This window comes from Thiomicrorhabdus sp. Kp2, assembly GCF_000478585.1.
Taxonomy (GTDB): Bacteria; Pseudomonadota; Gammaproteobacteria; order Thiomicrospirales; family Thiomicrospiraceae; genus Thiomicrorhabdus.
Window position 1 is genome coordinate 2,411,084 of the sequence record NZ_ARWI01000001.1, and the last position, 23,156, is coordinate 2,434,239.

At 39.1% G+C, this 23,156-nt stretch carries 24 protein-coding genes; 15 read left to right on the top strand and 9 right to left on the bottom strand.

Features of this window, described 5'->3' with window-relative positions; all coding sequences use genetic code 11:
* The first annotated feature begins 39 nt into the window (after positions 1-39).
* The 10 genes from A379_RS10835 (at position 40) to A379_RS10880 (ending at position 11,814) form a co-directional block, all read left to right on the top strand.
* Positions 40-471, top strand: coding sequence for an Rrf2 family transcriptional regulator (locus tag A379_RS10835; protein WP_040728055.1), 432 nt, complete (start codon positions 40-42; stop codon positions 469-471).
* A gap of 20 nt (positions 472-491) precedes the next feature.
* Complete coding sequence (locus A379_RS10840) at positions 492-818, top strand: iron-sulfur cluster assembly accessory protein (protein ID WP_040728058.1); 327 nt, start codon at positions 492-494, stop codon at positions 816-818.
* 117 nt (positions 819-935) lie between these two features.
* Entirely contained in the window at positions 936-1,358 is a 423-nt protein-coding gene (ndk, locus tag A379_RS10845) for a nucleoside-diphosphate kinase (protein ID WP_040728059.1), read from the top strand.
* Positions 1,359-1,373: 15 nt separating this feature from the next.
* Positions 1,374-2,519 (top strand): 23S rRNA (adenine(2503)-C(2))-methyltransferase RlmN, encoded by a 1,146-nt coding sequence (rlmN, locus tag A379_RS10850; RefSeq protein WP_051145175.1) that lies wholly within the window; start codon positions 1,374-1,376, stop codon positions 2,517-2,519.
* Between the two features lie 26 nt (positions 2,520-2,545).
* Positions 2,546-3,013, top strand: coding sequence for a RodZ family helix-turn-helix domain-containing protein (locus tag A379_RS10855; RefSeq protein WP_040728060.1), 468 nt, complete (start codon positions 2,546-2,548; stop codon positions 3,011-3,013).
* Positions 3,014-3,058: 45 nt separating this feature from the next.
* On the top strand, positions 3,059-4,342 hold the full coding sequence (gene hisS, locus A379_RS10860) for a histidine--tRNA ligase (RefSeq protein WP_040728062.1): 1,284 nt from the start codon (positions 3,059-3,061) through the stop codon (positions 4,340-4,342).
* Positions 4,343-4,399: 57 nt separating this feature from the next.
* Complete coding sequence (locus A379_RS10865) at positions 4,400-5,041, top strand: tetratricopeptide repeat protein (RefSeq protein ID WP_040728064.1); 642 nt, start codon at positions 4,400-4,402, stop codon at positions 5,039-5,041.
* Positions 5,042-5,068: 27 nt separating this feature from the next.
* A complete protein-coding gene (gene bamB, locus A379_RS10870; protein ID WP_081696403.1) occupies positions 5,069-6,394 on the top strand; it encodes an outer membrane protein assembly factor BamB in 1,326 nt (441 codons plus the stop codon).
* Between the two features lie 13 nt (positions 6,395-6,407).
* Entirely contained in the window at positions 6,408-7,838 is a 1,431-nt protein-coding gene (gene der / locus A379_RS10875; RefSeq protein WP_040728065.1) for a ribosome biogenesis GTPase Der, read from the top strand.
* A 112-nt stretch (positions 7,839-7,950) separates the two neighbouring features.
* Positions 7,951-11,814, top strand: a complete 3,864-nt coding sequence (locus A379_RS10880; RefSeq protein WP_040728067.1) for a DUF3683 domain-containing protein — start codon at positions 7,951-7,953, stop codon at positions 11,812-11,814.
* 128 nt (positions 11,815-11,942) lie between these two features.
* On the opposite strand, the gene A379_RS10885 is transcribed toward A379_RS10880, so the two are convergent.
* Both A379_RS10885 and A379_RS10890 read right to left on the bottom strand, forming a co-directional pair.
* The gene (locus tag A379_RS10885; RefSeq protein WP_198525676.1) at positions 11,943-12,239 is read right to left on the bottom strand and encodes a cytochrome c; all 297 of its coding nucleotides are present in this window, start codon (positions 12,237-12,239) and stop codon (positions 11,943-11,945) included.
* Positions 12,240-12,425: 186 nt separating this feature from the next.
* Positions 12,426-12,731 carry a c-type cytochrome gene (locus A379_RS10890; RefSeq protein WP_040728071.1) on the bottom strand — a complete coding sequence of 102 codons (306 nt, stop codon included), beginning with the start codon at positions 12,729-12,731 and terminating at the stop codon, positions 12,426-12,428.
* Positions 12,732-13,044: 313 nt separating this feature from the next.
* Between A379_RS10890 and A379_RS13130 the strand changes: the two genes are divergently transcribed.
* Entirely contained in the window at positions 13,045-13,221 is a 177-nt protein-coding gene (locus A379_RS13130) for a hypothetical protein (RefSeq protein ID WP_198525677.1), read from the top strand.
* On the opposite strand, the gene rsgA is transcribed toward A379_RS13130, so the two are convergent.
* The 3 genes from rsgA to A379_RS10905 form a co-directional block, all read right to left on the bottom strand.
* Positions 13,222-14,265 (bottom strand): ribosome small subunit-dependent GTPase A, encoded by a 1,044-nt coding sequence (gene rsgA / locus A379_RS10895; protein WP_040728073.1) that lies wholly within the window; start codon positions 14,263-14,265, stop codon positions 13,222-13,224.
* 37 nt (positions 14,266-14,302) lie between these two features.
* On the bottom strand, positions 14,303-14,656 hold the full coding sequence (locus tag A379_RS10900; RefSeq protein ID WP_040728075.1) for a 4a-hydroxytetrahydrobiopterin dehydratase: 354 nt from the start codon (positions 14,654-14,656) through the stop codon (positions 14,303-14,305).
* 116 nt (positions 14,657-14,772) lie between these two features.
* Positions 14,773-16,023: a M48 family metallopeptidase gene (locus A379_RS10905; RefSeq protein WP_040728076.1), complete on the bottom strand. Its 1,251-nt coding sequence runs from the start codon at positions 16,021-16,023 to the stop codon at positions 14,773-14,775.
* 213 nt (positions 16,024-16,236) lie between these two features.
* On the opposite strand from A379_RS10905, the gene orn reads away from it, so the two are divergent.
* From orn to ilvC, 4 genes are all read left to right on the top strand, one after another.
* The gene (gene orn / locus A379_RS10910; protein ID WP_040728078.1) at positions 16,237-16,791 is read left to right on the top strand and encodes an oligoribonuclease; all 555 of its coding nucleotides are present in this window, start codon (positions 16,237-16,239) and stop codon (positions 16,789-16,791) included.
* Positions 16,792-17,076: 285 nt separating this feature from the next.
* Positions 17,077-18,780 carry an acetolactate synthase 3 large subunit gene (locus A379_RS10915; RefSeq protein WP_081696404.1) on the top strand — a complete coding sequence of 568 codons (1,704 nt, stop codon included), beginning with the start codon at positions 17,077-17,079 and terminating at the stop codon, positions 18,778-18,780.
* Between the two features lie 9 nt (positions 18,781-18,789).
* Entirely contained in the window at positions 18,790-19,281 is a 492-nt protein-coding gene (gene ilvN, locus A379_RS10920) for an acetolactate synthase small subunit (RefSeq protein ID WP_040728079.1), read from the top strand.
* A gap of 119 nt (positions 19,282-19,400) precedes the next feature.
* Positions 19,401-20,417 carry a ketol-acid reductoisomerase gene (gene ilvC / locus A379_RS10925; protein WP_040728080.1) on the top strand — a complete coding sequence of 339 codons (1,017 nt, stop codon included), beginning with the start codon at positions 19,401-19,403 and terminating at the stop codon, positions 20,415-20,417.
* A 617-nt stretch (positions 20,418-21,034) separates the two neighbouring features.
* On the opposite strand, the gene A379_RS10930 is transcribed toward ilvC, so the two are convergent.
* Genes A379_RS10930 through A379_RS10945 form a run of 4 tightly spaced genes read right to left on the bottom strand, consistent with a single transcriptional unit; the run spans position 21,035 to position 23,084 of the window.
* Positions 21,035-21,352: a NifB/NifX family molybdenum-iron cluster-binding protein gene (locus A379_RS10930; protein WP_051145176.1), complete on the bottom strand. Its 318-nt coding sequence runs from the start codon at positions 21,350-21,352 to the stop codon at positions 21,035-21,037.
* A 10-nt stretch (positions 21,353-21,362) separates the two neighbouring features.
* Positions 21,363-21,770 carry a thioesterase family protein gene (locus tag A379_RS10935; RefSeq protein ID WP_232744847.1) on the bottom strand — a complete coding sequence of 136 codons (408 nt, stop codon included), beginning with the start codon at positions 21,768-21,770 and terminating at the stop codon, positions 21,363-21,365.
* 9 nt (positions 21,771-21,779) lie between these two features.
* Positions 21,780-22,748 carry an SLAC1 anion channel family protein gene (locus A379_RS10940; RefSeq protein WP_040728081.1) on the bottom strand — a complete coding sequence of 323 codons (969 nt, stop codon included), beginning with the start codon at positions 22,746-22,748 and terminating at the stop codon, positions 21,780-21,782.
* Positions 22,749-22,796: 48 nt separating this feature from the next.
* Positions 22,797-23,084: a DUF3817 domain-containing protein gene (locus A379_RS10945; RefSeq protein WP_040728083.1), complete on the bottom strand. Its 288-nt coding sequence runs from the start codon at positions 23,082-23,084 to the stop codon at positions 22,797-22,799.
* Positions 23,085-23,156 lie beyond the last annotated feature (72 nt).

The window sequence follows — 23,156 nt, forward strand, 5'->3', positions numbered from 1 at the left end:
TATAAAATCCTAATACTTCTTTACTTGGATTTTACTTTTATGAAATTAACATCTAAAGGTCGTTATGCTGTCACAGCAATGATTGATATCGCCTTAAATCAAGATAAGGGGGCGATTACTCTATCGCTTATTTCTGAACGACAAGGCATCTCTTTATCGTATTTAGAGCAATTGTTTGCTAAGTTGAAAAAAGCCGATTTGGTTACCAGCGCTCGCGGACCTGGCGGTGGGTATCGTTTAAGTGGTTCTCCAAGTGAGATTTCAATCAGTGAAATTATTCGAGCGGTAGATGAGTCAGTTGACGCCCGTAAGTGTGGTGGTAAAGCAAATTGTCATGGCGGTGATGAGTGTTTGTCGCACGAGTTGTGGAGTGAATTAAGCTCAACAATTGACAGTTTCTTGAAAAGTATTACACTTCAGAATGTAATTGATAAAAAACAATCCAATGTAAAAGAAATTGCATTTGGTTAATAACCTAATTAGGAATGAATATGGCTGTAACACTAACTGAATCTGCATCAAACCGAGTTAAGACTATGATTGATAAACGAGGTCACGGTATTGGTTTACGTGTGGCGACTAAAGTAAGTGGTTGTGCTGGTTTTTCTTATGTGGTTGATTATGCGGATGAGATAAAAGATGGCGATCAAGTTTTTGAAAGTTTTGGAACTAAGGTTGTGGTGGATGCCAAAAGTTTAGAAAACATTGACGGTATGGAAATTGATTACGTTCAAGAAAGTTTATTGAATGAGGGGTTTGATTTTAAAAACCCTAAAGTTAAGGATAGTTGTGGTTGTGGTGAATCCTTCACTGTTTAACTGGTAATACTATATTTTGACAAAAGTAGCCCCGGCATTTGACCGGGGTTTTGTTTTTCTGCAGCTTTAGCTAATTGTTGTTAAAATATGCCGATTAAAATTTAAAGGACTTCTGAGATGGAAAAAACGTTCTCAATTATTAAGCCAGATGCCGTGTCTAGAAACTTGATTGGAAAAATAACCCAGCGTTTTGAAGATAATGGTTTACGTATTATTGCATCTAAAATGAAACAGTTAACGCTGGATGAAGCAGAACGATTTTACGCAGAACACAAAGGCAGAGAATTTTACGAACCTTTGATTACTTATATGACTTCGGCACCTGTTATTGTTCAAGTTTTAGAAGGTGAGAGCGCTATAGCTAAAAACCGCCAAATTATGGGTGTTACTGATCCTAGTAAAGCGGAAAAGGGTACAATTCGTGCTGATTTTGCTATTTCAGTCCGCGAAAACTCTGTTCATGGCTCGGATTCCCCAGAAAGTGCGGCAAGAGAAATTGATTTCTTTTTTTCAGAAAATGAAATTTGTCCAAGAGCTTAATAGTTGTAACCTAAAATGAATCAAACTCAAAGTAACGCCACAATCCCTAATGTAACGTCTTCAGAAAAAATTGATCTGTTGGGGATGGATAGACAAGCAATGGAAGAGTTTTTTGCTTCGATTGATGAAAAACCTTTTCGTGCTGGCCAAGTAATGAAGTGGATACACCAGTTTGGTGTAAGCGATTTTGAAGAGATGACAAATCTCAGTAAAGCGCTCAGAGAGAAGCTCATTAGGGTTGCGCAAGTACGCACACCTAAAATTGTGGCTGAACAAGTTTCGGATGATGGAACGATTAAATGGCTTTTAGAAGTGGATAATCATAACTCTGTAGAGACCGTTTTTATTCCCGAAAAAAACCGTGGTACGCTCTGTATCTCTTCACAGGTAGGATGTGCTTTAGAGTGTAGTTTTTGTTCTACAGGTCAGCAAGGGTTTAATCGTAACCTTGAGAATTGGGAGATTATTGCCCAAATGTGGGTGGCGAACAAAGCATTAGGCTGTAAACCCAAAGAAGAACGTCGAATCTCAAACGTTGTGTTTATGGGGATGGGAGAGCCACTCTTAAATGTGACGCATACTTTTCCAGTCGCTCGCATATTAATGGATGACTTTGCTTATGGCTTGTCAAAAAGGCGTGTCACAATAAGTACGGCTGGTGTTGTTCCTGCTATAGACAAAATTAAAGAAGAAGTCGATGTTAGCCTTGCAATTTCATTGCACGCACCGAATAATGCTCTTCGCGACATATTAGTCCCTATCAATGAAAAGTATCCACTAGAAGTATTGATGCCAAGCCTACATCGTTATGTAGAAGGTGGTCACAGTAAAAAACATGTTACTGTTGAATATGTGATGTTGGATCAAATTAACGACAGGGTTGAGCATGCAAAGCAGCTTGTTAAACTGCTTGGTGATTTACCGTGTAAAGTCAACTTAATCCCTTTCAATCCATTTCCAAATACGGACTATAAACGTTCTTCAAATAATGCCATTCATAAGTTTAGAGCGATATTGGAAGAAGGTGGTTTAAATGTTACGGTGAGAAAAACTCGAGGCGATGATATCGATGCGGCTTGTGGACAGTTGGCGGGTAAGGTGTCAGATAGAACAAAACGAACACAGCATAGAATAGAGTTTGCTGGCAAGTCCTTAAATTAAATGGTTTAACCAGGCAGGAATAGATAATGACCGATACCGTTGAAGATTCAAATGCTCAATTATCCGAATTACTTGCTCTTGGGCGTGAACAAAAGAATCTCTCTATTGATGAGGCGGCAGAAAAGCTAAATTTATCTTGCAAACAATTAGAAAAGCTTGAAAGCGGTGATTTGAATTTACAAAGTTTATCGACCTTTGAGCGTGGTTATCTGAGGAACTACGCTTCTTTAGTTGATGTTAATCTAGACGAGTTTGAAATATATTTTCCACATGGAATTAATGTGGGTTCTGAGTTGCAATCGATACAGCGTGATGGTTTTAAAACAACAAAACCCATTATGAGTCGATTATGGGTAAAAATAACGTTATTTATCTCCATTGTCGTTTTGATTGTGTGGTTCCTGTCCTCATTAGGTATTGATTTGTCACAAGTCGATTTAAACAAAACATTAGAACAAGCAACAGAGATTACTTTACCTAATCCGATACAGTAATTTTCAATACCCATTAATATATAAGATTTAAGAGAAAAAGAGACAATGGCAAATCAAATTTCAGCAATCAGAGGAATGAATGACATATATGGTGCGGATGCAAACGCCTTTGATTACTTAATTAAAACCGCTGAAAAAACTCTACAACAATATGGCTTTAACTCAATTCGTTTGCCTATTGTTGAAAAAACCGAATTATTTGCTCGTTCAATTGGTGAAGTAACCGACATTGTTGAAAAAGAGATGTATACCTTTTCGGACCGAAATGGTGAAAGTTTAACCTTACGTCCAGAAGGTACCGCAGGTTGCGTACGAGCAATTGTCCAAAACGGTCTAGCTCATAACCAAATCCAAAAACTCTATTACACTGGGCCTATGTTCCGTTACGAGCGTCCACAAAAAGGGCGTTATAGGCAGTTTCACCAGTTTGGTGTTGAAGTATTTGGTTTAGCTTCGGCTGATGTAGATGCGGAGCTGATTGTTTTAACGGCTCGTTTATGGGAACAGTTGGGGCTAGAAAACCTCGAACTACAAATTAACTCTTTAGGAAGTCAAGAAGCAAGAGAAAACTATCGTAATACATTGGTTTCTTATCTGTCTCAGCATAAAGATAAGCTTGATGAAGATAGTCTTAGACGTCTAGAGACTAATCCGTTACGGATTTTAGATACTAAAAATCCCGATATGAAAACGTTGGTTGATGGAGCTCCAAAATTAATCGATCACCTTGATGATGAATCAAAAGCCCATTTTGAAACGGTAAAATCACATCTTGATGATATTGGCATTGCTTATGTTGTTAATCCAAACTTGGTGAGAGGTCTAGATTACTATAATCGCACTGTTTTTGAGTGGGTAACAACAGAGCTAGGGGCGCAAGGGACGGTTTGTGCGGGTGGACGCTACGATGGTTTGGTTGAACAGATTGGTGGAAAATCCGTTCCAGCTGTGGGTTTTGCTATGGGAATTGAACGTTTAGTGGCTTTGTTAATGGATAAAGAGCTTGTTCCAGTCGTTGGTGAAGCAGATTTGTTTATTGTGGCGGCAGGAGAAAAAGCTTCAAGACCAGGCCTGGTAATTTCTGAAATGATTCGTGATGCCTTTCCAGCATTAAATGTACAGATGAATTGCGGAGGCGGTAGCTTTAAAAGTCAGTTTAAAAAAGCGGATAAATCTGGAGCTAGCTACGCAATCGTTATGGGAGAACAAGAGATTGATGAGCAAGTGGTTGCGGTTAAACCTCTTCGTTCAGAAGGTGAACAGCAAATTATTAAATGGACTGAGTTAACCACTTACTTGCGTACACTTTTCACTGATAGTAAACATTAAATAAAACAAAAATCACACATAATTTTATATAAGCAAACTGATAAGGGTTTATAACAAATGAGTCGTTACGAAACTGAAGAAGAACAAATCGAAGCATTTAAAAGCTGGTGGAATAAAAACGGAACTAAGCTACTATCTGCTATTTTAGTTGTTGTGTTAGCTTTTTCTGGTTGGCGTTATTGGACGAACACTCAATATGTTGAAGCGGCTAATTCTTCTTCAATGTATGAGTTATTACAGGCGAGTATGCAACAAGGTAACTTTGGTGAAGTGTCCCGTGAAGCTTTGAAGTTAATTCAAGAAGAGCCTAAGAGCCCATACGCTTCAGGAGCTGCGTTATTGTATGCAACTTATAGTCTAGAGAAAGGCAATTCAGCGGAAGCAATTGAGCATTTAAACTGGGTTGTTAAAAATGCCCCCGATTTAGCTTTAAAAGTTACGGCACAGACTCGATTAGCAAGAGTGTATATTGATGAAGAAAAATATACTGAAGCAGAAGCACAATTAGCACAGCTGAATGCTTTAAACATAGAAGGTGCTGCTAAAGGCAGTGTTGATTATATTTCTGGTATGTTAGCGCTACAGCAAAAAGATTCTGAAAAAGCATATTCTGCATTTTCTGCAGTCGTAGCTAATCCAGAAACAGAAAAGAACTTATTGGGTCTAGCTCAAATTCAGTTAGATGATTTGGCAAAGTAACCCCTAAATAATGAATTGGTAACCAGAATGAATAAACATTTTACTCTTCTTGCAGCATTTACGACTTGTTTAGGTCTACTTGGTGGCTGTTCTTCAACTAAGCCTATAGTAGAACCTTACATGGCACCAATGGAGTCAGATTATTCTCTGCATAAAAACTGGCAAGTAAAGTTAGAAAGTATGCCTAACAGAGACTCTGAAGGTTTATTTTTTGCAGAGGATGAGAGTCGAGTTTATGTCGCAACTGAAACGGGTCATTTGGTTTCATTGAAAAAAAGCAATACTTCGCGTTGGATGGATCAAATTGATTGGCAAGTTAAGCTAGACTCTCCTATTGTGTCTGGGCCAACGAAAGATGGTGATGATTTATTAGTCGGGACTTCAAAAGGGCAATTGATTTCTTTTTCGGCCAAAACAGGTGATTATCTTTGGCAAACTCAACTTTCTAGTGAGGTTATGAGTCGAGCTGTTGTAGCGGACCTCAAAATTTTTACTAGGACGGTTGACGGTAAGCTTTATGCTCTAAATGCAAAAGATGGCAAAGTGGAATGGGTTGTCGAGCATCAGATGCCAAACCTTTCTCTGCGAGGCTCTCCTGAAGTTGTTTATGATGATGGTAAAATTTTTATTGGTTGGGAGTCAGGGTCTGTACAAGCGCTTTCAGCTAAATCGGGGGCTTTACTTTGGGAAAACCGTATAGCGGTTCCAAGTGGAAGAACGGATTTAGAGCGCATGGTTGATATTCAATCTAAGCTCGTTATGAAAGATAACAGACTTTTTGTATTAGGATTTCATGGTAAGTTTGCATCTATCAACCCTGAAAATGGCAATTTTTATTTTGTAAAAGATATTTCTGGTTACAGGGATTTTGTGGTTGATGATAGAGCCGTCTATATTGTGGATGAAGACGATATTTTATATGGTTTTGATTTAACCAATGGGGTTAATTTATGGAAGCAAAATGCATTTAAAAATCGTTTAGTAGGTGATTTATCTCTATTTGCTGATGATATTTTAGTGGTTGATGGTTGGGGTTATCTACATTGGCTAAATAAAATACAGGGTATTGAAATTGCCCGCGCCAAACACAGTAATGAGTATGGTGATGGAAACCGAATTTTGAGGGTTTATTCCGAAGGTAAAAACGCTTATTTACTTGATGATGAGGGCGTTATTACAAGTTATGATGTTACACCTTCTAATCTTAAATTATTTAAAGAGCAATATAATCCACAATCAACTGAATTAGAGCCTGGTACGACTGGTTCTGATGCTGATAATTCAACAAAAAATGCCAATGAAGAAAGTGATTCTTGGTGGAATTTTAAACTGTCAAATTTATGGCCGTTTTAGGTAAATAAAATAAATGAGTAAACCTGTAATCGCTCTTGTTGGGCGCCCAAATGTAGGTAAATCTACGCTTTTTAATCGTTTGACACGTTCGAGAGATGCGATTGTGGCAGACTATCCTGGGTTAACCCGTGATAGACAGTATGGTACAGGGCGTGTTGGTAAGGTGCCATACATCGTTGTTGATACAGGTGGCCTAAGCGGAGAGATTGAAGGTGTTGATCCTCTTATGGCGGATCAGGTAAGAGCTGCTTTGGAAGAGGCCGATGCCATTCTTTTCTTAGTTGACGGTCGTCAAGGGCTTGTTCCCGCTGATGAACTTATTGCGAATTACATTAGACAGTTTGATAAACCTGTTCAAGTGTTGGTGAATAAATCAGAAGGTCGTGATTATACAATGGCGACTTCAGATTTTTTTCAGCTCGGATTAGGTGAGCCTTATGCCATTTCGTCGGCACACGGTGATAATGTTGCCGTTGCGGTTGACCATATTTTGTCTTTTCTTCCTGAAAAAGAGGATGAGGATGAGTTTGATTTGGATGAACACCCAGGGGTGAGAGTGGCTGTTGTTGGGCGTCCAAATGTGGGTAAGTCAACGTTAATTAACCGAATGATTGGTGAAGACCGTGTTGTTGCATTTGATATGCCAGGCACTACTCGAGATAGTATCTTTGTTCCATTTGAGCGTAATGGAAAACCTTATACCTTAATTGATACGGCTGGTATCCGTAGACGTAAGAATATTAAAGAAAAAATTGAAAAATTCAGTATTGTTAAAGCGATTGAAGCGATGGAAGATTCTCATGTAGTTATTCTTCTTATTGATGGTTCTGAAGGTTTAACGGATCAAGATTTAACCTTACTTGGTTTAGCCATTGAATCAGGTCGTGGCTTAGTCATTGCCGTAAATAAATGGGATAATTTATCTACTGAGCAAAAAGAGTGGGTTAAGAATGAATTGAGTTTCCGTATTCAGTTTGCGGACTATGCAAAACAACATCTTATTTCCGCTCTTCATGGAACAGGTGTTGGTGATCTGTTTAAAACCATTGATGCGGTTCATTTAGCTGCTTTTAAACGTGTATCCACCTCTGATTTAAACCGAGTGTTGGAACAAGCTGTTCTTGACCATCAACCGCCACTTATTTCAGGACGTCGTGTCAAACTGCGTTATGCTCATTTGGGCGGTTTAAACCCACCAAGAGTTATCGTTCATGGTACTCAGGTGGATAAACTGCCCGCAGCTTACACTAAGTATTTAGTGAATGTATTCCGTAAGGCGTTTAAATGGGTTGGTACACCGGTTACGGTTGAATACAAAGTAACGCAAAACCCGTTTGAAGGCCGTAAAAATAAATTAAGTTCTCGCTTGTCTGCTAAATCAGAAAAATCTGATATGAAAGCGAAACTTAAGAAAAAGAAAAAAACTCAAAAACGTCGTACTTAAGTAAAAATTTAAAATTGATAAACAGTGGCTATTTCATTGTTTATCCATACTATTTTCTATTTTAGGCGTTACCATTTTCAGTCCCCAAAACATTAAGAGTTGAATTAATACCATGAGTCCAAACCCGACGAAACGTATTCGCGAAATCCCTTATAACTACACCTCATTCTCTGATAAAGAGATTGTTTTAAGGTTTTTGGGGGAGTCGTGTTGGACAACCATAGAGTCGTTACGCCAAACTCGTAATACAGGGCGATCAGCTCGCATGCTTTTTGAGGTTTTAGGGGATATGTGGGTTATTAGTCGTAACCCTTATATTCAAGATGATTTGATTCAAAATCCTAAACGTCGTGAAGCGTTAATTCAAGCGCTGCATCACCGTCTTAAAGAAGTTGAAAAACGTTTGAATGGCAATGAAGTGGCGGCTGACCTGCTGAATTCTACGGCCAAAGCGGTAGAAGAGTTTGCTGCTTGGTTTCCAAAACAAGTGGTATTGCGTCATAAGGTATTAAAACGTTTAAAAAAATGTACTCGTGAAGACAATATCGATTTTGGTGGTTTAGCCCGTGTATCTCATGCGACGGATGCGACTGACTGGCGTGTAGAATTACCTTTAGTGGTGCTAACACCAGATTCTGAGCAAGAAACTATCGAGATGGTTCAAGCATGTATTGATCTTGAGCTAACTATTATCCCGCGTGGTGGAGGTACTGGTTATACGGGTGGAGCGATTCCTTTACATGAAGCAACTGCAGTAATCAATACTGAAAAACTTGAGTTTATGAGTTTGGTTGAGCAGGTTGAATTACCGATGATTGGTAAAGTCCCCACTGTTCGAACGGGAGCAGGGGTTGTCACTCGAAGAGTCTCTGAACAGGCTGAACGTTTTGGATATGTTTTTGCCGTAGATCCAACCTCTCAAGATGCTTCAACGATTGGTGGCAATATCTCTATGAATGCGGGTGGTAAAAAAGCCGTTTTATGGGGAACTACCTTGGATAACCTAGCGTCATGGAGAATGGTGACACCTGATGCAAAATGGTTAGAAGTTGAGCGTATCAACCATAATTTAGGTAAGTTACAAGATCAAAAAACCGTCATTTTCGATATCCGCAGATTTGAAAAAGATGGTCAAACGCAAATTGGTGAAACCGAGCGTTTAGAGATTCCAGGTTCAGGTTTTAGACAAGCAGGCCTGGGTAAAGATGTTACAGATAAGTTTTTGAGTGGATTGCCAGGTATTCAAAAAGAAGGGTGTGATGGTCTGATTACCTCAAGCCGTTTTATTGTGCACCGCATGCCGAGCCATACTCGTACCGTTTGTTTGGAATTTTTTGGTACGGATTTAAGTCTCGCGGTACCTGCTATTGTTGAAATTTTAGATTACGTTGAGTCTAAGAAAAAAGAAGGTATTCTGATTGCAGGGCTTGAACATTTAGATGATCGTTATATCAAGGCCGTTAAGTACAATACCAAAGCAAGCCGTAAAGAGCTGCCAAAAATGTTGTTATTGGCTGATATTTGTGGCGAAAATGGGTTTGAAGTCGCTAATACCTGTACTGAGATTGTGGCGCTTGCCAATAAACGAAATGCCGAAGGGTTTATTGCGGTCAGTGACGAAGCACGTAAACGTTTTTGGTTGGATCGCTCTCGTACTGCAGCTATTTCATCTCATACTAATGCCTTTAAAATTAACGAAGATGTGGTCATTCCTTTAGATCGTTTGAATGAATACAATATTGAAATTGAAAAAATCAATATTGAAATGTCGATTAAGAATAAGGTTGATATTCTTAATGCCTACATTGAGTACTTTGAAGGCGATATTCCTGAGTTTAGCCAAGAAGATGATTTTGAGGATATCTCTGGACCTTCTAAGTACTTTAGAGGCAAGGTTGAGGAGACGCTTGAACATTTCAAAACCGTTAAAGCTCGTTGGTTAGGTAAGTTAGAACGTCTGCATAGTCCTGCTAGTGAGTGTTTAGACCTTTTGCCAAAAGAGTCACACGGTAATGTGAGAGACGGTGATACTTTAGCAAGCCTTTTCTTGCGTCGTGAGACGGTACTCTCATACCGTAAAGAAGTTAAAGAGTTCTTAAAGCAAACTTTCTTAGGCCATGATTTTGAAGCGTTACACAAACGTTTAGACAAAATTCATGCTGAGATTCGTACCGCACGTCTTTTTGTTGCATTACATATGCACGCAGGTGATGGAAATATTCATACCAATATCCCAGTACATTCTGGTAATTACGAAATGGTTCATTTAGCCGAATCGTTAGTTGATCGTATTATGGATATAGCCCATCAATTGGGCGGTGTTATTTCTGGTGAACATGGTATCGGTTTAACGAAATTTCAGTATTTAGAAAACTCTAAAATTGAGGCTTTTGTTAAGTACAAAAATGAAGTGGATCCAAATGGCTACTTCAATAAAGGCAAGTTAATGCCTGGTTCAGGACTAGATAACGCTTATACGCCATCGTTAAGTTTAGTGAATCAAGAGGCAATTATCCTAGAGGCAAATGAGCTTGATGAGCTGAATAATGACATTAAAGACTGTTTGCGATGTGGTAAATGTAAGCCTGTTTGTCAGACGCATATTCCACGAGCGAATTTGCTGTATTCACCGCGTAATAAAATTTTGGCTACAGGTCAGGTCATTGAAGCCTTTATGTATGAAGAACAGACAAGACGTGGTATCTCTTTACAGCATTTTGATGCCATGAATGATGTCGCAGACCATTGTACAACTTGCCACAAGTGTGAAGCGCCTTGCCCTGTTAATATTGATTTTGGTGATGTTTCGATTCGTATGCGAAATATTCTAACCAAAATGGGTAGAAAGCGTTCTTCACTTACTGTTAAAGCCGCGTTGTTCTTCTTAAATACTAAGAACCCTGTGACAATCAAATTGCTAAGAAAAACCATGATTGGTTGGAGTGCTAACTTTATAACCTTAGGCTATAAGTTTGCAAAAACATTTGGTTTTTTAGGTAAGCCAAAAGATATTCCACCTCAATCGACCACAATTGCTCCTGTTCAACAACAGGTGATTAACTTTGTTCGAAAACCATTGAATACAGGGCCTAACCAGTCAACTATGCGCGGTTTATTAGGGTTAGAAGAACCTAATATGGTGCCTATTATTAGTAACCCGAGCAAAGTGGATGATGATTCTGATGCGGTATTTTACTTTCCTGGCTGTGGTTCTGAGCGATTATTTAGTGATATTGGTCTAGCGACCATTGCGATGTTGTCTGAGTCAGGAGCACAAACCGTTTTGCCACCTGGTTACTTGTGTTGTGGTTACCCTCAAACAGCGGCTGGTCAAGCGGACAAAGGTGCACAAATTACGGCAGAAAACCGCGCTTTATTCCACCGTGTTGCTAATACACTCAATTATTTAGATATTAAAACAGTCATTGTTTCTTGTGGTACCTGTATGGATCAGCTTCTGAAATATGAATTTGAACGCATTTTTCCAGGATGTCGTTTGTTAGACATCCATGAATATCTATCAGAAAAGGGTATGTCGGTTGATTCCTCAAATGGTGTTAAGTATCTCTATCACGCGCCATGCCATGATCCTATGAAAAAAATGGAAGGCACAAGTGTTGTTAAAGATTTACTGAAAACAGAAGAGGTGCTACTCTCTGATCGTTGTTGTAGTGAAGCTGGTACTTTAGCGACGGCAAGGCCCGATATTTCTGAACAGTTACGTTTTAGAAAAAGCATTGAACTGACTAATGGCATTAATGAACTTACTGGGCACGATAAATCGATTGGTGGTGAGGTGAAGTTATTGACCTCATGTCCCGCATGTCAGCAGGGGCTGAACCGTTATGAAGATGAAACAGGCCTTAAAACGGATTATATCGTGGTTGAATTGGCCAAAAATCTTTATGGAGATAGTTGGAAAACCCAATTTATTAATCGATTAGAAAAAGAGGGGGTAGAGAAAGTACTCCTATAAGGCTTTTAAAACTCTCTTAAAATATTTTTAAAATCTTCTTAATAAAAAAGGCACATCAATTGATGTGCCTTTTTGTTTTATAAACAAACTTACCAGGCCTGGTAAGTTGATGCTTTGCTATTAGAGCTTTATTGCGCTGCGTAATAGTCGGCTAATTCTTGAATTTCTTGATCTGTTAAGCCCTTAGCAAAAGTAGACATGGTTGCATCTTTACGGAAACCATCACGAAAATCTTTTAACTGTTTAGCTGTATAGCTTGCATGTTGCCCAGCGAGTTTAGGGAAGTTAGGTACCACGCTGTTGCCATTTGCACCGTGACAACCAATACACATTGCTGCTTTAGCTGGGGCGGCTGGCGCTTCGGCTTGAGCATTTGCAGAAAGTAGTAAGCCTGTTGAAAGTGTTGCAATCAGTAAATTTTTCATATCAATTCTCTTTAAAAATAAATGTTAATACCTAAAGGGTTAATTTATAGCGGTAGAGTGATTAAATCAAGTCTAGAAGGGTGAAGATTCCGTTTTAAACGCATCTATTATTAAAATTTAGGCATAAAAAAACCGCCTAAGGTATTTCACCTGTAGGCGGTTTCTTCAACGTATTAATCTATAAAATTATAGACCAGCAACGTAAGCAGCGATGTTTTCCATGTCTGCGTCAGAAAGACCAGCAGCCATTGGAGCCATCATAGAAGTCATAGGACCTACTTGTTCACCTGCTTTGTAAGCTTGAAGCTTAGCAACAACATCAGCTGGAGCTTGACCAGCTAATTTAGGACCAACTCCACCTTCAGCCGCAGCACCGTGACAACCTACGCAAGTTGCGTATGCAGATTGACCAGCAGTTGCGTCACCAGCTTGAGCAGCTGCACCAAAAGAAACTAAACCAGCCGCAGCTAGTGCAATTAATGTATTTTTCATCGTGTACTCTCCTAAAGCACTTTAAAAAAAGTTCGGGTTTTATCCCTGGGTGCAATTACAAACGAAAAGGGGGGGTTAGTCAAGAAAGAAGACTTGAGTAACCCTTAATTTTCAATGAAATTCTGTCAAGAAACGTAATAAAAGGTGATAAGCCTTAAAAAATCTATTTTATTTATTGGATGAAGCTTCATTTTCAAAATAGGTGACAGTGCGATTTGTTAGGTAAAATCAGAAAAAACGATTCCATTTAACATGGAGAGAAATGGAATTCGCTATAATGAGGTTCTTAATTACTTAAAGGAAAAGACAAATAATGGTATTAATTCGCTTATGGCTCATTGCGCTGGTGTTAACAGTAATCAGCTGGTTCTTGCTAAAGTTAATTAGAAAACCGATTCATATTGGTTGGGTTTTTCTTTTTTGGGTGGCGGCCATCTTTGGAACAATGGGACTCATCTACGCAGGATCTGTTTGGCTAGCCTCTAACTAATTAAAAACCAGCTTCAGTTTCTGCCGTTTTAAACTCTTCTAATAGACGTTGAAAACTTTGATAGCGGCTTAAAGCAATGTCATCGTTTTCTACAGCCATTTTTATGGCACAATTTGGCTCAATTGAATGGGTACAATTGTTGTATTTACACTGGCCTAAAAATGGCGCAAAATCTGGATAGTAACTTTCAAGTTCAGATAGATCACAAGGCGTTGGGCTAAATTGCCTAACACCAGGTGAGTCAATCAAGTTTCCTGTTGTTCGTAATTCCTGACTGTCGTTATCTTGCACGGTTAAATGGTAAAGAATACTATTGGTCGTAGTGTGCTTTCCCAGTCCAGTGGCTTCAGATAGTTGACCAACACGTATGTCTAAATCGGGTATTAAAGCATTGATGAGGGAGGATTTACCTGCACCTGATGGGCCGACAAATACACTGTTTTTATCGGCCATAAAATCTTGCAAGGTCTGTAAACCTTCTTGTGAAACGGTTGACGCAGGAATAAGTTCAATCTCCAGGGCATCATAAGGCTCAAGAAGTTCAGCTATCGCTTCCCAATCGTCTTCAGACTCAAGTAAATCGACCTTATTGATAATAATAATGGCGGGAATATCGAGCTGCTTAGCTGCGATTAGATAGCGGTCAATCATATCTGGATGAATCCCAGGTACAACGGGCATTACAATACCAATAAAATCAATATTAGCGGCAATCATGCGAGTTTGCCCTCTAAAACCAGGCCTGCTAAGTTCATGTGTTCTTGGCTGAACCCTTACCACGACACCTGTATTGGCTTCAATATCACTTTGCCAAACCACTTGGTCACCTGCGACCAGTTTGCCTAAGTGTTGGCGAATCGCGCAGCTGTGGTTCTCACCATGAATGTCTTCTACCAGTACACGTTTGCCAAAGCTGGTAATGACCAGGCCTGGTTGTTCTGCACCTAGAGAACCATTCTCAATATTGGCTTGAGCAACGGTTTGAGTACTGTTTTTCTTTTGCACTCGGCGTTTTTGTTGGTGTGAAAGCTTACGTTTGGCCATTCTATTTAGGGTTACCAGTTATTGATATGGATAGGGTTTAGTCTAACAATGCATTAATTTTAGCGGCTAATATCATGTCGTTCATAGTTAGCCCTTTTGCATTATGCGTGGTTAATGTAATCTCACATGAATTGTAGTCAAAACAAATTTTTGGGTGATGGTCTTCTTTATTTGCTAACCAAGTCACCGCATTAACAAACGCAATGGTTTGATGGTAGTTTTTAAACTGAAACGTTTTAGAGATAGAGGCATAGTTTAACGGAGCATCCCAGCCATCAAGATGGCTTAAATTACTCTCAATGGTGGGAATAATAATCGGTTTGCTGCCTTTAGGAATGTCTATGCATTGTTGGTTTAAAAGTTCTTGGACTAAAGGTGAAGTATCGCTCATCGTTTTTATCCTAAAATTATATGGGTTATAAAAATTCTAAATATTCTATATTTGGGTTAAGTTCAACTTTTCAAGTTTGTTCGTTATTGGTTCGCGGTTAATTAGCTATCTATTAGCTATTTATCCGCTAAGGATTTTAAGTGTTCAATACGAATCTTAGCTGGTGGGTGACTGTCATGATAAGCTGAAAACAGCGGATCTGGTGTTAAAGTGCTAGCGTTATCGCGGTACATCTTTAACAGTGCTGAAATCAAGTGTTCAGCACCTACGTGTTCTGCTGCAAAGGCGTCCGCTTCAAATTCATGTTTACGACTTTTCATGGCACTAATTGGCCCCATAAAAAAGAACATCACTGGGATGGCTGTCATAAACAATAATAGTGCAATGGCAGGTGATTGATCTTGCATACCCAGGCCTGTATAGAATTGTGGCATTTGAATTAACCAGCCTAATAGAGCTAAGCCAATTAAACTATATACCGTACCTTCAATTAAACGTTTGCGAATATGGCCATGTTTAAAGTGGCCTAATTCATGTGCTAAAACCGCCTCAACCTCTTCTGGAGAGAGTTTTTCTAACAAGGTGTCAAAAAAGACAATACGTTTGTTTTTGCCCATGCCAGTAAAGTACGCATTACCATGACCAGAACGTGAAGAACCATCCATCACAAAAATACCGTTCGATTCAAAACCAGTACGTTCCAGTAGGTTGGTTATGCGAGTTTTCATCTCCTCATCTTCAAGCGGGGTAAATTTATTGAAAATAGGGGCAATCCATTTTGGGTAAGCCCACATAATGATTAACTGAAAACTCATCCAAACGACCCAAGTATAAAACCACCAGGCCTGGTCAAAAAATTGAGTCATAATGCTTAAAATCACCCAAATCAGCGGTAGCCCTAAAGCGAGAATCAGGAGCCACTGTTTAAACAAGTCACTCACAAATTTCATCGGAGTGGTTTTATTGAAGCCAAACTCAGCTTCGATTTTAAACGTGCTCATAATGGCAAAAGGTAGATGTAAGATGGATAAAACCCATAAGGTTGACAGTAAAAAACCGACTTCAATCCATTGAGTGTCTAAGCCACTTTGTTGCCAAAGTGAATAGATGTCTTGAAAGCCACCGCCTAGCGTCATAAACCATAAAATCCCCGCATCATAAAATAACCCTAGGCGACTAAGTTGTAATTTGGCACGACTGTAATCGGCGGCTTTTTGATGAGCTTCTAAACTGACGACTTCTGAAAAGTCCTCTGGGACATTGTCACGATGTTTGCCAATATGAAATTGATTTTTGATGTTAAGCCAAACTTCAATTATGAGGTTTAGCAATAATGCGCCTAAAAAAAGTGGAGTTATCCAGTTCATACAAAACCTATTTATTCTGTGTAGTTATCGTTTTCAAATTTGGAGTTTCAGTGTTTTCTGCACAAATTCTACGTTAATATAAGCGCATATTGTATGTTATGAGCCGTTTTCACGATAGGTGTTGATTAAAAAGTAATGAATATCGAGTTGTTAGCAACTATTTAGCAGGCCTGGTAAGTCTGTAACACGGTTCTAATTTTAAAGAGAATTTGTATGAAATCAGATAAAAATCTAATCTGGATAGATCTAGAAATGACAGGTTTGGAGCCTAAAGAGCATAAGATTATTGAAATTGCGACCTTGGTGACCGATAGCGATTTGAATGTATTGGCAGAAGGTCCCGTTTTAGCCATTCAGACTGAGCAGGCTGAATTGGATAAAATGGATGAATGGTGTACGACACACCACGGTAATTCAGGTTTAACGAAACGTGTTCAACAAAGTACGGTAACGATGGATGAGGCTCAAGCTTTGACGATTGAGTTTCTAAAAAAATATGTACCCATCGGTAAATCCCCGATGTGCGGTAATAGCATCTGTCAAGACCGTCGTTTTATGGTGGAGCAAATGCCAGTGTTGGAGGCGTTCTTTCACTATCGTAATTTAGACGTGAGTACCTTGAAAGAGCTGGCGAGACGATGGGCGCCAAAAGTGTATCAATCACATCAAAAAAATGGTGCTCACCTGGCTTTAGCGGATATTTTAGAGTCGATTGATGAATTACAACATTACCGAAAGTTTTTGTTTTTACCAGAGTATCAAAACTAGACTGTAAAACGCTCGCTATTAATTTTATTGATGCTATTAATCATTATTTCTACGGCTTTTATTGAAATCCATGGTTAATGGTTCAATTTCTGACCGATTTTATCGATAAAAAAGCCTCTCTTAAGGTTCTAAAGTATTAGAAAATCTTATATAATTCCTTCCCTTATCACATTTGAAAATCTGTGATGAATTTAACTAATTTTTACTTTGTTTCTTTTTGAACTGTTTCCGACACAGGATTTTGCAGTTGAAAAGGGAATAAATTATTACTAAGAGGACGATGTTGTGGAAATGACTGGTGCCCAAATCTTCGTAAATTATCTAGAAGATGAGGGAGTAGAGCATATATGGGGTTATCCAGGTGGTGCAGTTTTGCCTATCTACGATGCCTTAGATACGGACGCTAAAAAAGTAAATCATATTTTGGTGCGTCACGAACAAGCTGCAGTGCATGCTGCAGATGGCTATGCACGCTCTACAGGCAAACCAGGAGTGGTACTTGTAACGTCTGGCCCTGGCGCAACCAATGCGGTAACAGGGATAGCAACAGCTTATATGGATTCAATTCCAATGGTATGTATTACTGGTCAGGTGCCTACGGCTCTGATTGGTTTAGATGCCTTTCAAGAAATTGATACTGTTGGTATTACAAGACCTATCGTAAAACACAACTTCTTAGTTAAGGATGTTAATGACCTTGCTATTACGCTCAAAAAAGCGTTTTACTTAGCAACAACTGGCCGACCTGGTCCAGTTGTGATTGACATTCCAAAAGATATCCAAAACGCCAAAAGCTCCTATGTGTATCCACAAGAAGTTGATATGCGCTCCTATTTGCCTGTAACAAAGGGTCATAGTGGACAAATTAAGAAAGCGGTTGAAATGATGCTTTCGGCTAAACGACCAATTTTATATACTGGTGGTGGTGTTATTTTAGGTGATGCTTCAGCAGAGCTAACAGAACTGACTCACAAGTTAGGTTTTCCTATTACCCAAACACTGATGGGCTTAGGTGCTTTCCCAGCATCTGATAAGCAGTCTGTTGGTATGTTGGGTATGCATGGTACTTATGAAGCAAACTTATCCATGCATCATAGTGATGTAATTATTGCGATTGGTTCACGTTTTGATGACCGTGTAACGGGAAATCTAGAGAAGTTCTGTCCTGATGCAAAAATCATTCATGTAGATATTGACCCAGCGTCTATCTCAAAAAACGTCTTGGTTGATATTCCAATTGTTGGGCCTGTTAAACAGGTTCTGACTGAAATGAATGCGATCTTAGATAAGACAGAATTGAAATCAGATGCCGATGCTTTAGCAGATTGGTGGACTCAAATTGAAGAGTGGCGTGCAACTAAGTGTTTACGTTATGACACTATGGGTTCAAAAATCAAACCTCAAGCGGCCGTTGAGTCAGTTTGGCGTGCAACAAAAGGGGATGCTTTTGTAGCCTCTGACGTTGGTCAGCACCAAATGTATGCGGCGCAATACTATCCGTTTGATAAACCGCGTCGTTGGTTAAACTCTGGTGGTTTAGGCACAATGGGCTTTGGATTACCCGCTGCAATGGGAGCGCAAATGGCACACCCAGACGCTACGGTAGTTTGTGTAACAGGCGAAGGTTCTATTCAAATGAATATTCAAGAGCTTTCAACCTGTTTACAGTACGGTTTACCTGTCAAAATCATCTGTTTAAATAATGGTTTCTTAGGCATGGTTCGTCAGTGGCAAGAGTTCTTTTATGAGCGTCGTTACTCGATGTCTTATATGGAATCGCTTCCTGATTTTGTTAAGTTGGCAGAGTCTTACGGTCACGTTGGTGTACGTATTGAAGATCCAAAAACATTGGATGCTCAATTAGACGAAGTTTTCTCTGATAAATATAAAGACCGTTTGGTTTTTGTAGACATCCTAACGGATCAACAAGAAAACGTTTACCCAATGATCCCTGCTGGTGCAGGCCTTAATGAAATGATTTTGGTATAGGGGCTGACGATGAAACATATTATTTCAATGTTAATAGAAAATGAATCAGGGGCACTTTCACGTGTTGCAGGATTGTTTTCAGCTCGTGGCTATAACATTCATGCCTTAACGGTAGCGCCTACTGAAGACGATTCTTTATCGCGTTTAACGCTTGTTACCAGTGGTACATCTGCTCAAGTTGAGCAGATTGTTAAACACCTTAATCGTCTAATTGACGTGGTTAAGGTTTTAGACTTAACAGAAGGTACACACATTGAGCGTGAACTGATGTTAATCAAACTATCCGCAACGGGTGAAATGCGTGAAGAGTATAAGCGTTTAGCGGATATTTTTAGAGGTGACATCATTGATGTTACTTCAACAACATACACGGTACAAATGGTTGGCGAGTCTAAAAAATTAGATGCGTTTATCGATGCGATTGACCCAGTATTGATTCTTGAAACGATTCGTTCTGGAACAGTTGGTGTCATGCGTGGAGAAAAGTGTTTACACATATAGTTAAGTCGTTGATAATGCCCGCATAAATAAGTGGCTATTAACTAACCAATTTAAAAAATATTTTAGTAACAACGAATGCCTTACAAATAAGGTGTTCATTAAAAGTAAGGATAATAACAATGCAAGTTTATTACGATAAAGACTGCGATCTTTCAATCATCCAAGGTAAGAAAGTTGCCATCATCGGTTTTGGTTCTCAAGGTCACGCTCACGCAGCTAACCTACAAGATTCTGGTGTTGATGTAACAGTTGGTCTTCGCGCTGGCTCTTCTTCAATTGCTAAAGCTGAAGGTTACGGCCTAAAAACTGCCGACGTAGCAACTGCAGTAGCTAACGCTGACGTCGTTATGATTCTTACTCCAGATGAGTTCCAGTCTGTTCTTTATAAAGAAGAGATTGAACCTAACATCAAGCAAGGTGCTGTTTTAGCATTTGCTCACGGTTTCGCAATTATCTATAACCAAATCGTTCCTCGTAAAGATTTAGACGTCATCATGATCGCTCCAAAAGCACCTGGTCATACTGTACGTTCTGAATTCGTTCGTGGTGGTGGTATTCCTGACCTTATCGCTATCGAACAAGATGCTTCTGGTAACGCAAAAGAGATTGCTCTATCTTACGCTTCTGGTGTTGGTGGTGGTCGTACTGGTATCATCGAAACAACTTTCCGTGACGAATGTGAAACTGACCTATTTGGTGAACAAGCGGTTCTTTGTGGTGGTGCTGTTGAACTTGTTAAAGCTGGTTTCGATACGCTTGTTGAAGCTGGATACGAGCCAGAAATGGCTTACTTCGAATGTCTACACGAGCTTAAGTTAATCGTAGACTTGATGTTCGAAGGTGGTATCGCAGATATGAACTACTCAATCTCAAACAACGCTGAGTATGGTGAGTATGTAACTGGTCCACAGGTTATTAATGCTGAATCTCGTGAAGCGATGCGTCAGGCGCTAAGAAACATCCAGTCTGGTGAATACGCTAAGCAGTTCATCCTTGAAGGTCAAGCGGGTTACCCATCAATGACGGCTGCACGTCGTAACAACGCCGAGCACGGTATTGAAGTAGTTGGTAAAAAACTGCGTGGTATGATGCCTTGGATTGCGTCGAATAAGATCGTAGACCAAGAAAAGAACTAATTTTTTAGCGGCTTATTTTGCCAATCTCTGCGTTGGATTCAAACTCGTTTACTTAATGTAAACTTCGCTTGAACCCGCCTTGACCTTGACAAAAACGCTCGCTAAAAAGGTTGAGTTTATTGAAACCCTGTAAATTGTTTGATTTACGGGGTTTTTTATTGTCTTTGATTTGCTATTTTTGTATTTTACCAGGCCTGGTTGGTGGGCTTGTTTTGCCAATCTCTGCGTTGGATTCAAACTCGTTTACTTAATGTAAACTTCGCTTGAACCCGCCTTGACCTTGACAAAAACGCTCGCTAAAAAGGTTTAGTTTATTAAAACCCTGTAAATTGTTTGATTTACGGGGTTTTTTATTGTCTTTGGTTTGCTGTTTTTGTATTTTACCAGGCCTGGTAGGTTGGCTTGTTTTGCCAATCTCTGCGTTGGATTCAAACTCGTTTACTTAATGTAAACTTCGCTCGAACCCGTCTTGACCTTGACAAAAACGCTCGCTAAAAAGGTTGAGTTTATTGAAACCCTGTAAATTGTTTGATTTACGGGGTTTTTTATTGTCTTTGATTTGCTGTTTTTGTATTTTACCAGGCCTGGTAACTTATGAAAAAAGGGGGGCGGTTAAATCAGTTGATTAGTGATTGAATAATCGTTTCAGGGTCACTGTTTTCGGTGGTATAAACTTTAATGTTATCTTGGGCTAGGCGGTTTTTTAGACCCTCCCCAAGGCTTTGGGTGATAAAGGTATCTATTCCGTAGAGAGGATGCTCTGTGTTAAGTGAGAGAGCGCCTGAGAGGTTTTTGAGAACCTGTTCTTTGGTTAATTTAATATGTGTTTTTTGAATGTCTTGATTGCTATCAATTTCATAAATTAAATATCCAGGACATTTTCCAGCATGGCCGCTAATGGTTTTGGCATTTGGGCTGGTAATTGCAATTTTCATTTATATCTTCCTAACTGAATAAAGTGTGCAAAGGGCTGTTTTTAAGCGGTTTAGAAAAGGCTCCAACGGGTACAACGGTTGTATTGGCAATGGCCATTAGTTGCTGAGTCTTTTCTAAATAGAGTTTTTGTTCAAAACGAACCTTTAGTTTGGATACTTGAATGGCTTGAACTGAAATATAAAACCGATCATGCGCCTTTAATGATGATTTATAGTTAATCTCGATATGGCTTACCATTAAGTTGATATTTTGTTTAGCCAGTTCGGCAAAGTCTATGCCGTTTTTAAGTAGGAACTGATGACGTGCGTGTTCAAAATAATGTTGATAATGGGCATTATTGACCACACCTTGAATGTCACATTCATGGTCTCTGGCTTCCATACTCGTTGTAAACAGTGTTTGTTTGAGTTGAGTCATAATAATTTATTAGTGCTTGTCATTACATATTTGCTGTAAATAGACGGCTTTGGCAGTTTTTATCAAAAAGAATAAAACAATTACAAATAGAAATGCATGAATGGCTATTGCAATGTAAAGGTAAAAATCATGGCTTGTGTGATGTGCCATTTTGTAACTGGCAATAGCCATGGCCGCTAATGGAAACGTAAATGCCCACCAAGATAAAGCAAAAGATAGTTTCATAAACTTACCAGCTGACACGAGCATCAAAAGTGTCATGGCTAAACCAAAGAAAAATAAAACCATCGCAAACTGATTGATTTCTTGGTTGTTTAGTGCCAAATAAGAGATAAATCCAACGGCTGGGGGCGCAATAAAAATAAATAGAGTAGGAATCAGTTTCTCTTGAAGAGGGGTGTGAAAGATGATTCTGTTGATTAAAATCGCTTTAACAACTACCCAAAAAATAATCCCAACAGAAAAGAAAAACCAACTTAATTCTATTGGTGCATGATGAACGCCGACAATGGGCACAACAATATTACCTACGATTGGGATAAACCAAGCGGGATTTGAGTGCTCTGGGGTAAAGAAGTCTTGGTGTACCCAGTTGTATAACACCCAGTAGGTCAGGCTTAACTGCAAAGCCGCACCAATCATCCATGTGTATTTTGAAAGCTCAGTATAGCCAAGTGCATAAAATGCAATGCTTAATAGCAGTAAACTGATGCTTATGGCAGGTACAAAATTCATTTTGATAGGGTGTTTTAATTCAGCAAGGACTTCCCTTGGAAATTTAACAATTTTAAAGGTGTACATCATCATTAAGATGATAAATAGAAACAGTGTGAAATTGAGTGAAACACTCATGAGTGTTGCAGTGCTGGCGAATATTTTAGATAACTCAATAAAGGCGATACTCAGGCCTGTTAAACCCATAATCATGCCAAAAAAGCTGGCTGGAAAATAGGCGATATTTTGTAACCTTTGTGACATGATGCTCTCCAGTTCTATACGAAGAAGGTTGTGTACTACAGAAAGAAATTAACGAAATGCGCTTCTACGACTTAATACTTTAGCCTTATAAATAAAGGTACCAAAAGGGATGAGTGAAGCTATAAAACCAAGAGCGGCATATTTCTTTTTAAGTTTAAATTTTGAGATTGCAAACAAAATAAACAGGTTAAAAATAATAAATAATCCACCATGAACTGGCCCAATGATACTCACCGCCTCAGGCATATCGTTAAGGCGTTTTAAGGGTACAGCAATAAAAAGAAGTAAAAGCAGTGAGCTTCCTTCTAAAATTGAAAGTGTTTTTAAGGTTTTCATAATTAAATTCTTGTGTTTGGGTTAGTGGGGTTTAAAACAGTTAGGTTTGCACACTTCTTCATGCACAAAACG

Bases quoted from the DNA above. Each gene is read 5' to 3' on its own strand.
- rlmN (WP_051145175.1), top strand. From the start codon at position 1,374: ATGAATCAAACTCAAAGTAACGCCACAATCCCTAATGTAACGTCTTCA.
- A379_RS10905 (WP_040728076.1), bottom strand. From the start codon at position 16,023: ATGAACTGGATAACTCCACTTTTTTTAGGCGCATTATTGCTAAACCTC.
- A379_RS10840 (WP_040728058.1), top strand. From the start codon at position 492: ATGGCTGTAACACTAACTGAATCTGCATCAAACCGAGTTAAGACTATG.
- A379_RS10865 (WP_040728064.1), top strand. From the start codon at position 4,400: ATGAGTCGTTACGAAACTGAAGAAGAACAAATCGAAGCATTTAAAAGC.
- A379_RS10885 (WP_198525676.1), bottom strand. From the start codon at position 12,239: ATGAAAAATTTACTGATTGCAACACTTTCAACAGGCTTACTACTTTCT.
- A379_RS10945 (WP_040728083.1), bottom strand. From the start codon at position 23,084: ATGAAAACCTTAAAAACACTTTCAATTTTAGAAGGAAGCTCACTGCTT.
- A379_RS10855 (WP_040728060.1), top strand. From the start codon at position 2,546: ATGACCGATACCGTTGAAGATTCAAATGCTCAATTATCCGAATTACTT.
- A379_RS10880 (WP_040728067.1), top strand. From the start codon at position 7,951: ATGAGTCCAAACCCGACGAAACGTATTCGCGAAATCCCTTATAACTAC.
- hisS (WP_040728062.1), top strand. From the start codon at position 3,059: ATGGCAAATCAAATTTCAGCAATCAGAGGAATGAATGACATATATGGT.
- A379_RS13130 (WP_198525677.1), top strand. From the start codon at position 13,045: ATGGTATTAATTCGCTTATGGCTCATTGCGCTGGTGTTAACAGTAATC.
- der (WP_040728065.1), top strand. From the start codon at position 6,408: ATGAGTAAACCTGTAATCGCTCTTGTTGGGCGCCCAAATGTAGGTAAA.
- orn (WP_040728078.1), top strand. From the start codon at position 16,237: ATGAAATCAGATAAAAATCTAATCTGGATAGATCTAGAAATGACAGGT.
- A379_RS10930 (WP_051145176.1), bottom strand. From the start codon at position 21,352: ATGAAAATTGCAATTACCAGCCCAAATGCCAAAACCATTAGCGGCCAT.
- ilvC (WP_040728080.1), top strand. From the start codon at position 19,401: ATGCAAGTTTATTACGATAAAGACTGCGATCTTTCAATCATCCAAGGT.
- ndk (WP_040728059.1), top strand. From the start codon at position 936: ATGGAAAAAACGTTCTCAATTATTAAGCCAGATGCCGTGTCTAGAAAC.
- rsgA (WP_040728073.1), bottom strand. From the start codon at position 14,265: ATGGCCAAACGTAAGCTTTCACACCAACAAAAACGCCGAGTGCAAAAG.
- bamB (WP_081696403.1), top strand. From the start codon at position 5,069: ATGAATAAACATTTTACTCTTCTTGCAGCATTTACGACTTGTTTAGGT.
- A379_RS10835 (WP_040728055.1), top strand. From the start codon at position 40: ATGAAATTAACATCTAAAGGTCGTTATGCTGTCACAGCAATGATTGAT.
- ilvN (WP_040728079.1), top strand. From the start codon at position 18,790: ATGAAACATATTATTTCAATGTTAATAGAAAATGAATCAGGGGCACTT.
- A379_RS10900 (WP_040728075.1), bottom strand. From the start codon at position 14,656: ATGAGCGATACTTCACCTTTAGTCCAAGAACTTTTAAACCAACAATGC.
- A379_RS10940 (WP_040728081.1), bottom strand. From the start codon at position 22,748: ATGTCACAAAGGTTACAAAATATCGCCTATTTTCCAGCCAGCTTTTTT.
- A379_RS10935 (WP_232744847.1), bottom strand. From the start codon at position 21,770: ATGACTCAACTCAAACAAACACTGTTTACAACGAGTATGGAAGCCAGA.
- A379_RS10890 (WP_040728071.1), bottom strand. From the start codon at position 12,731: ATGAAAAATACATTAATTGCACTAGCTGCGGCTGGTTTAGTTTCTTTT.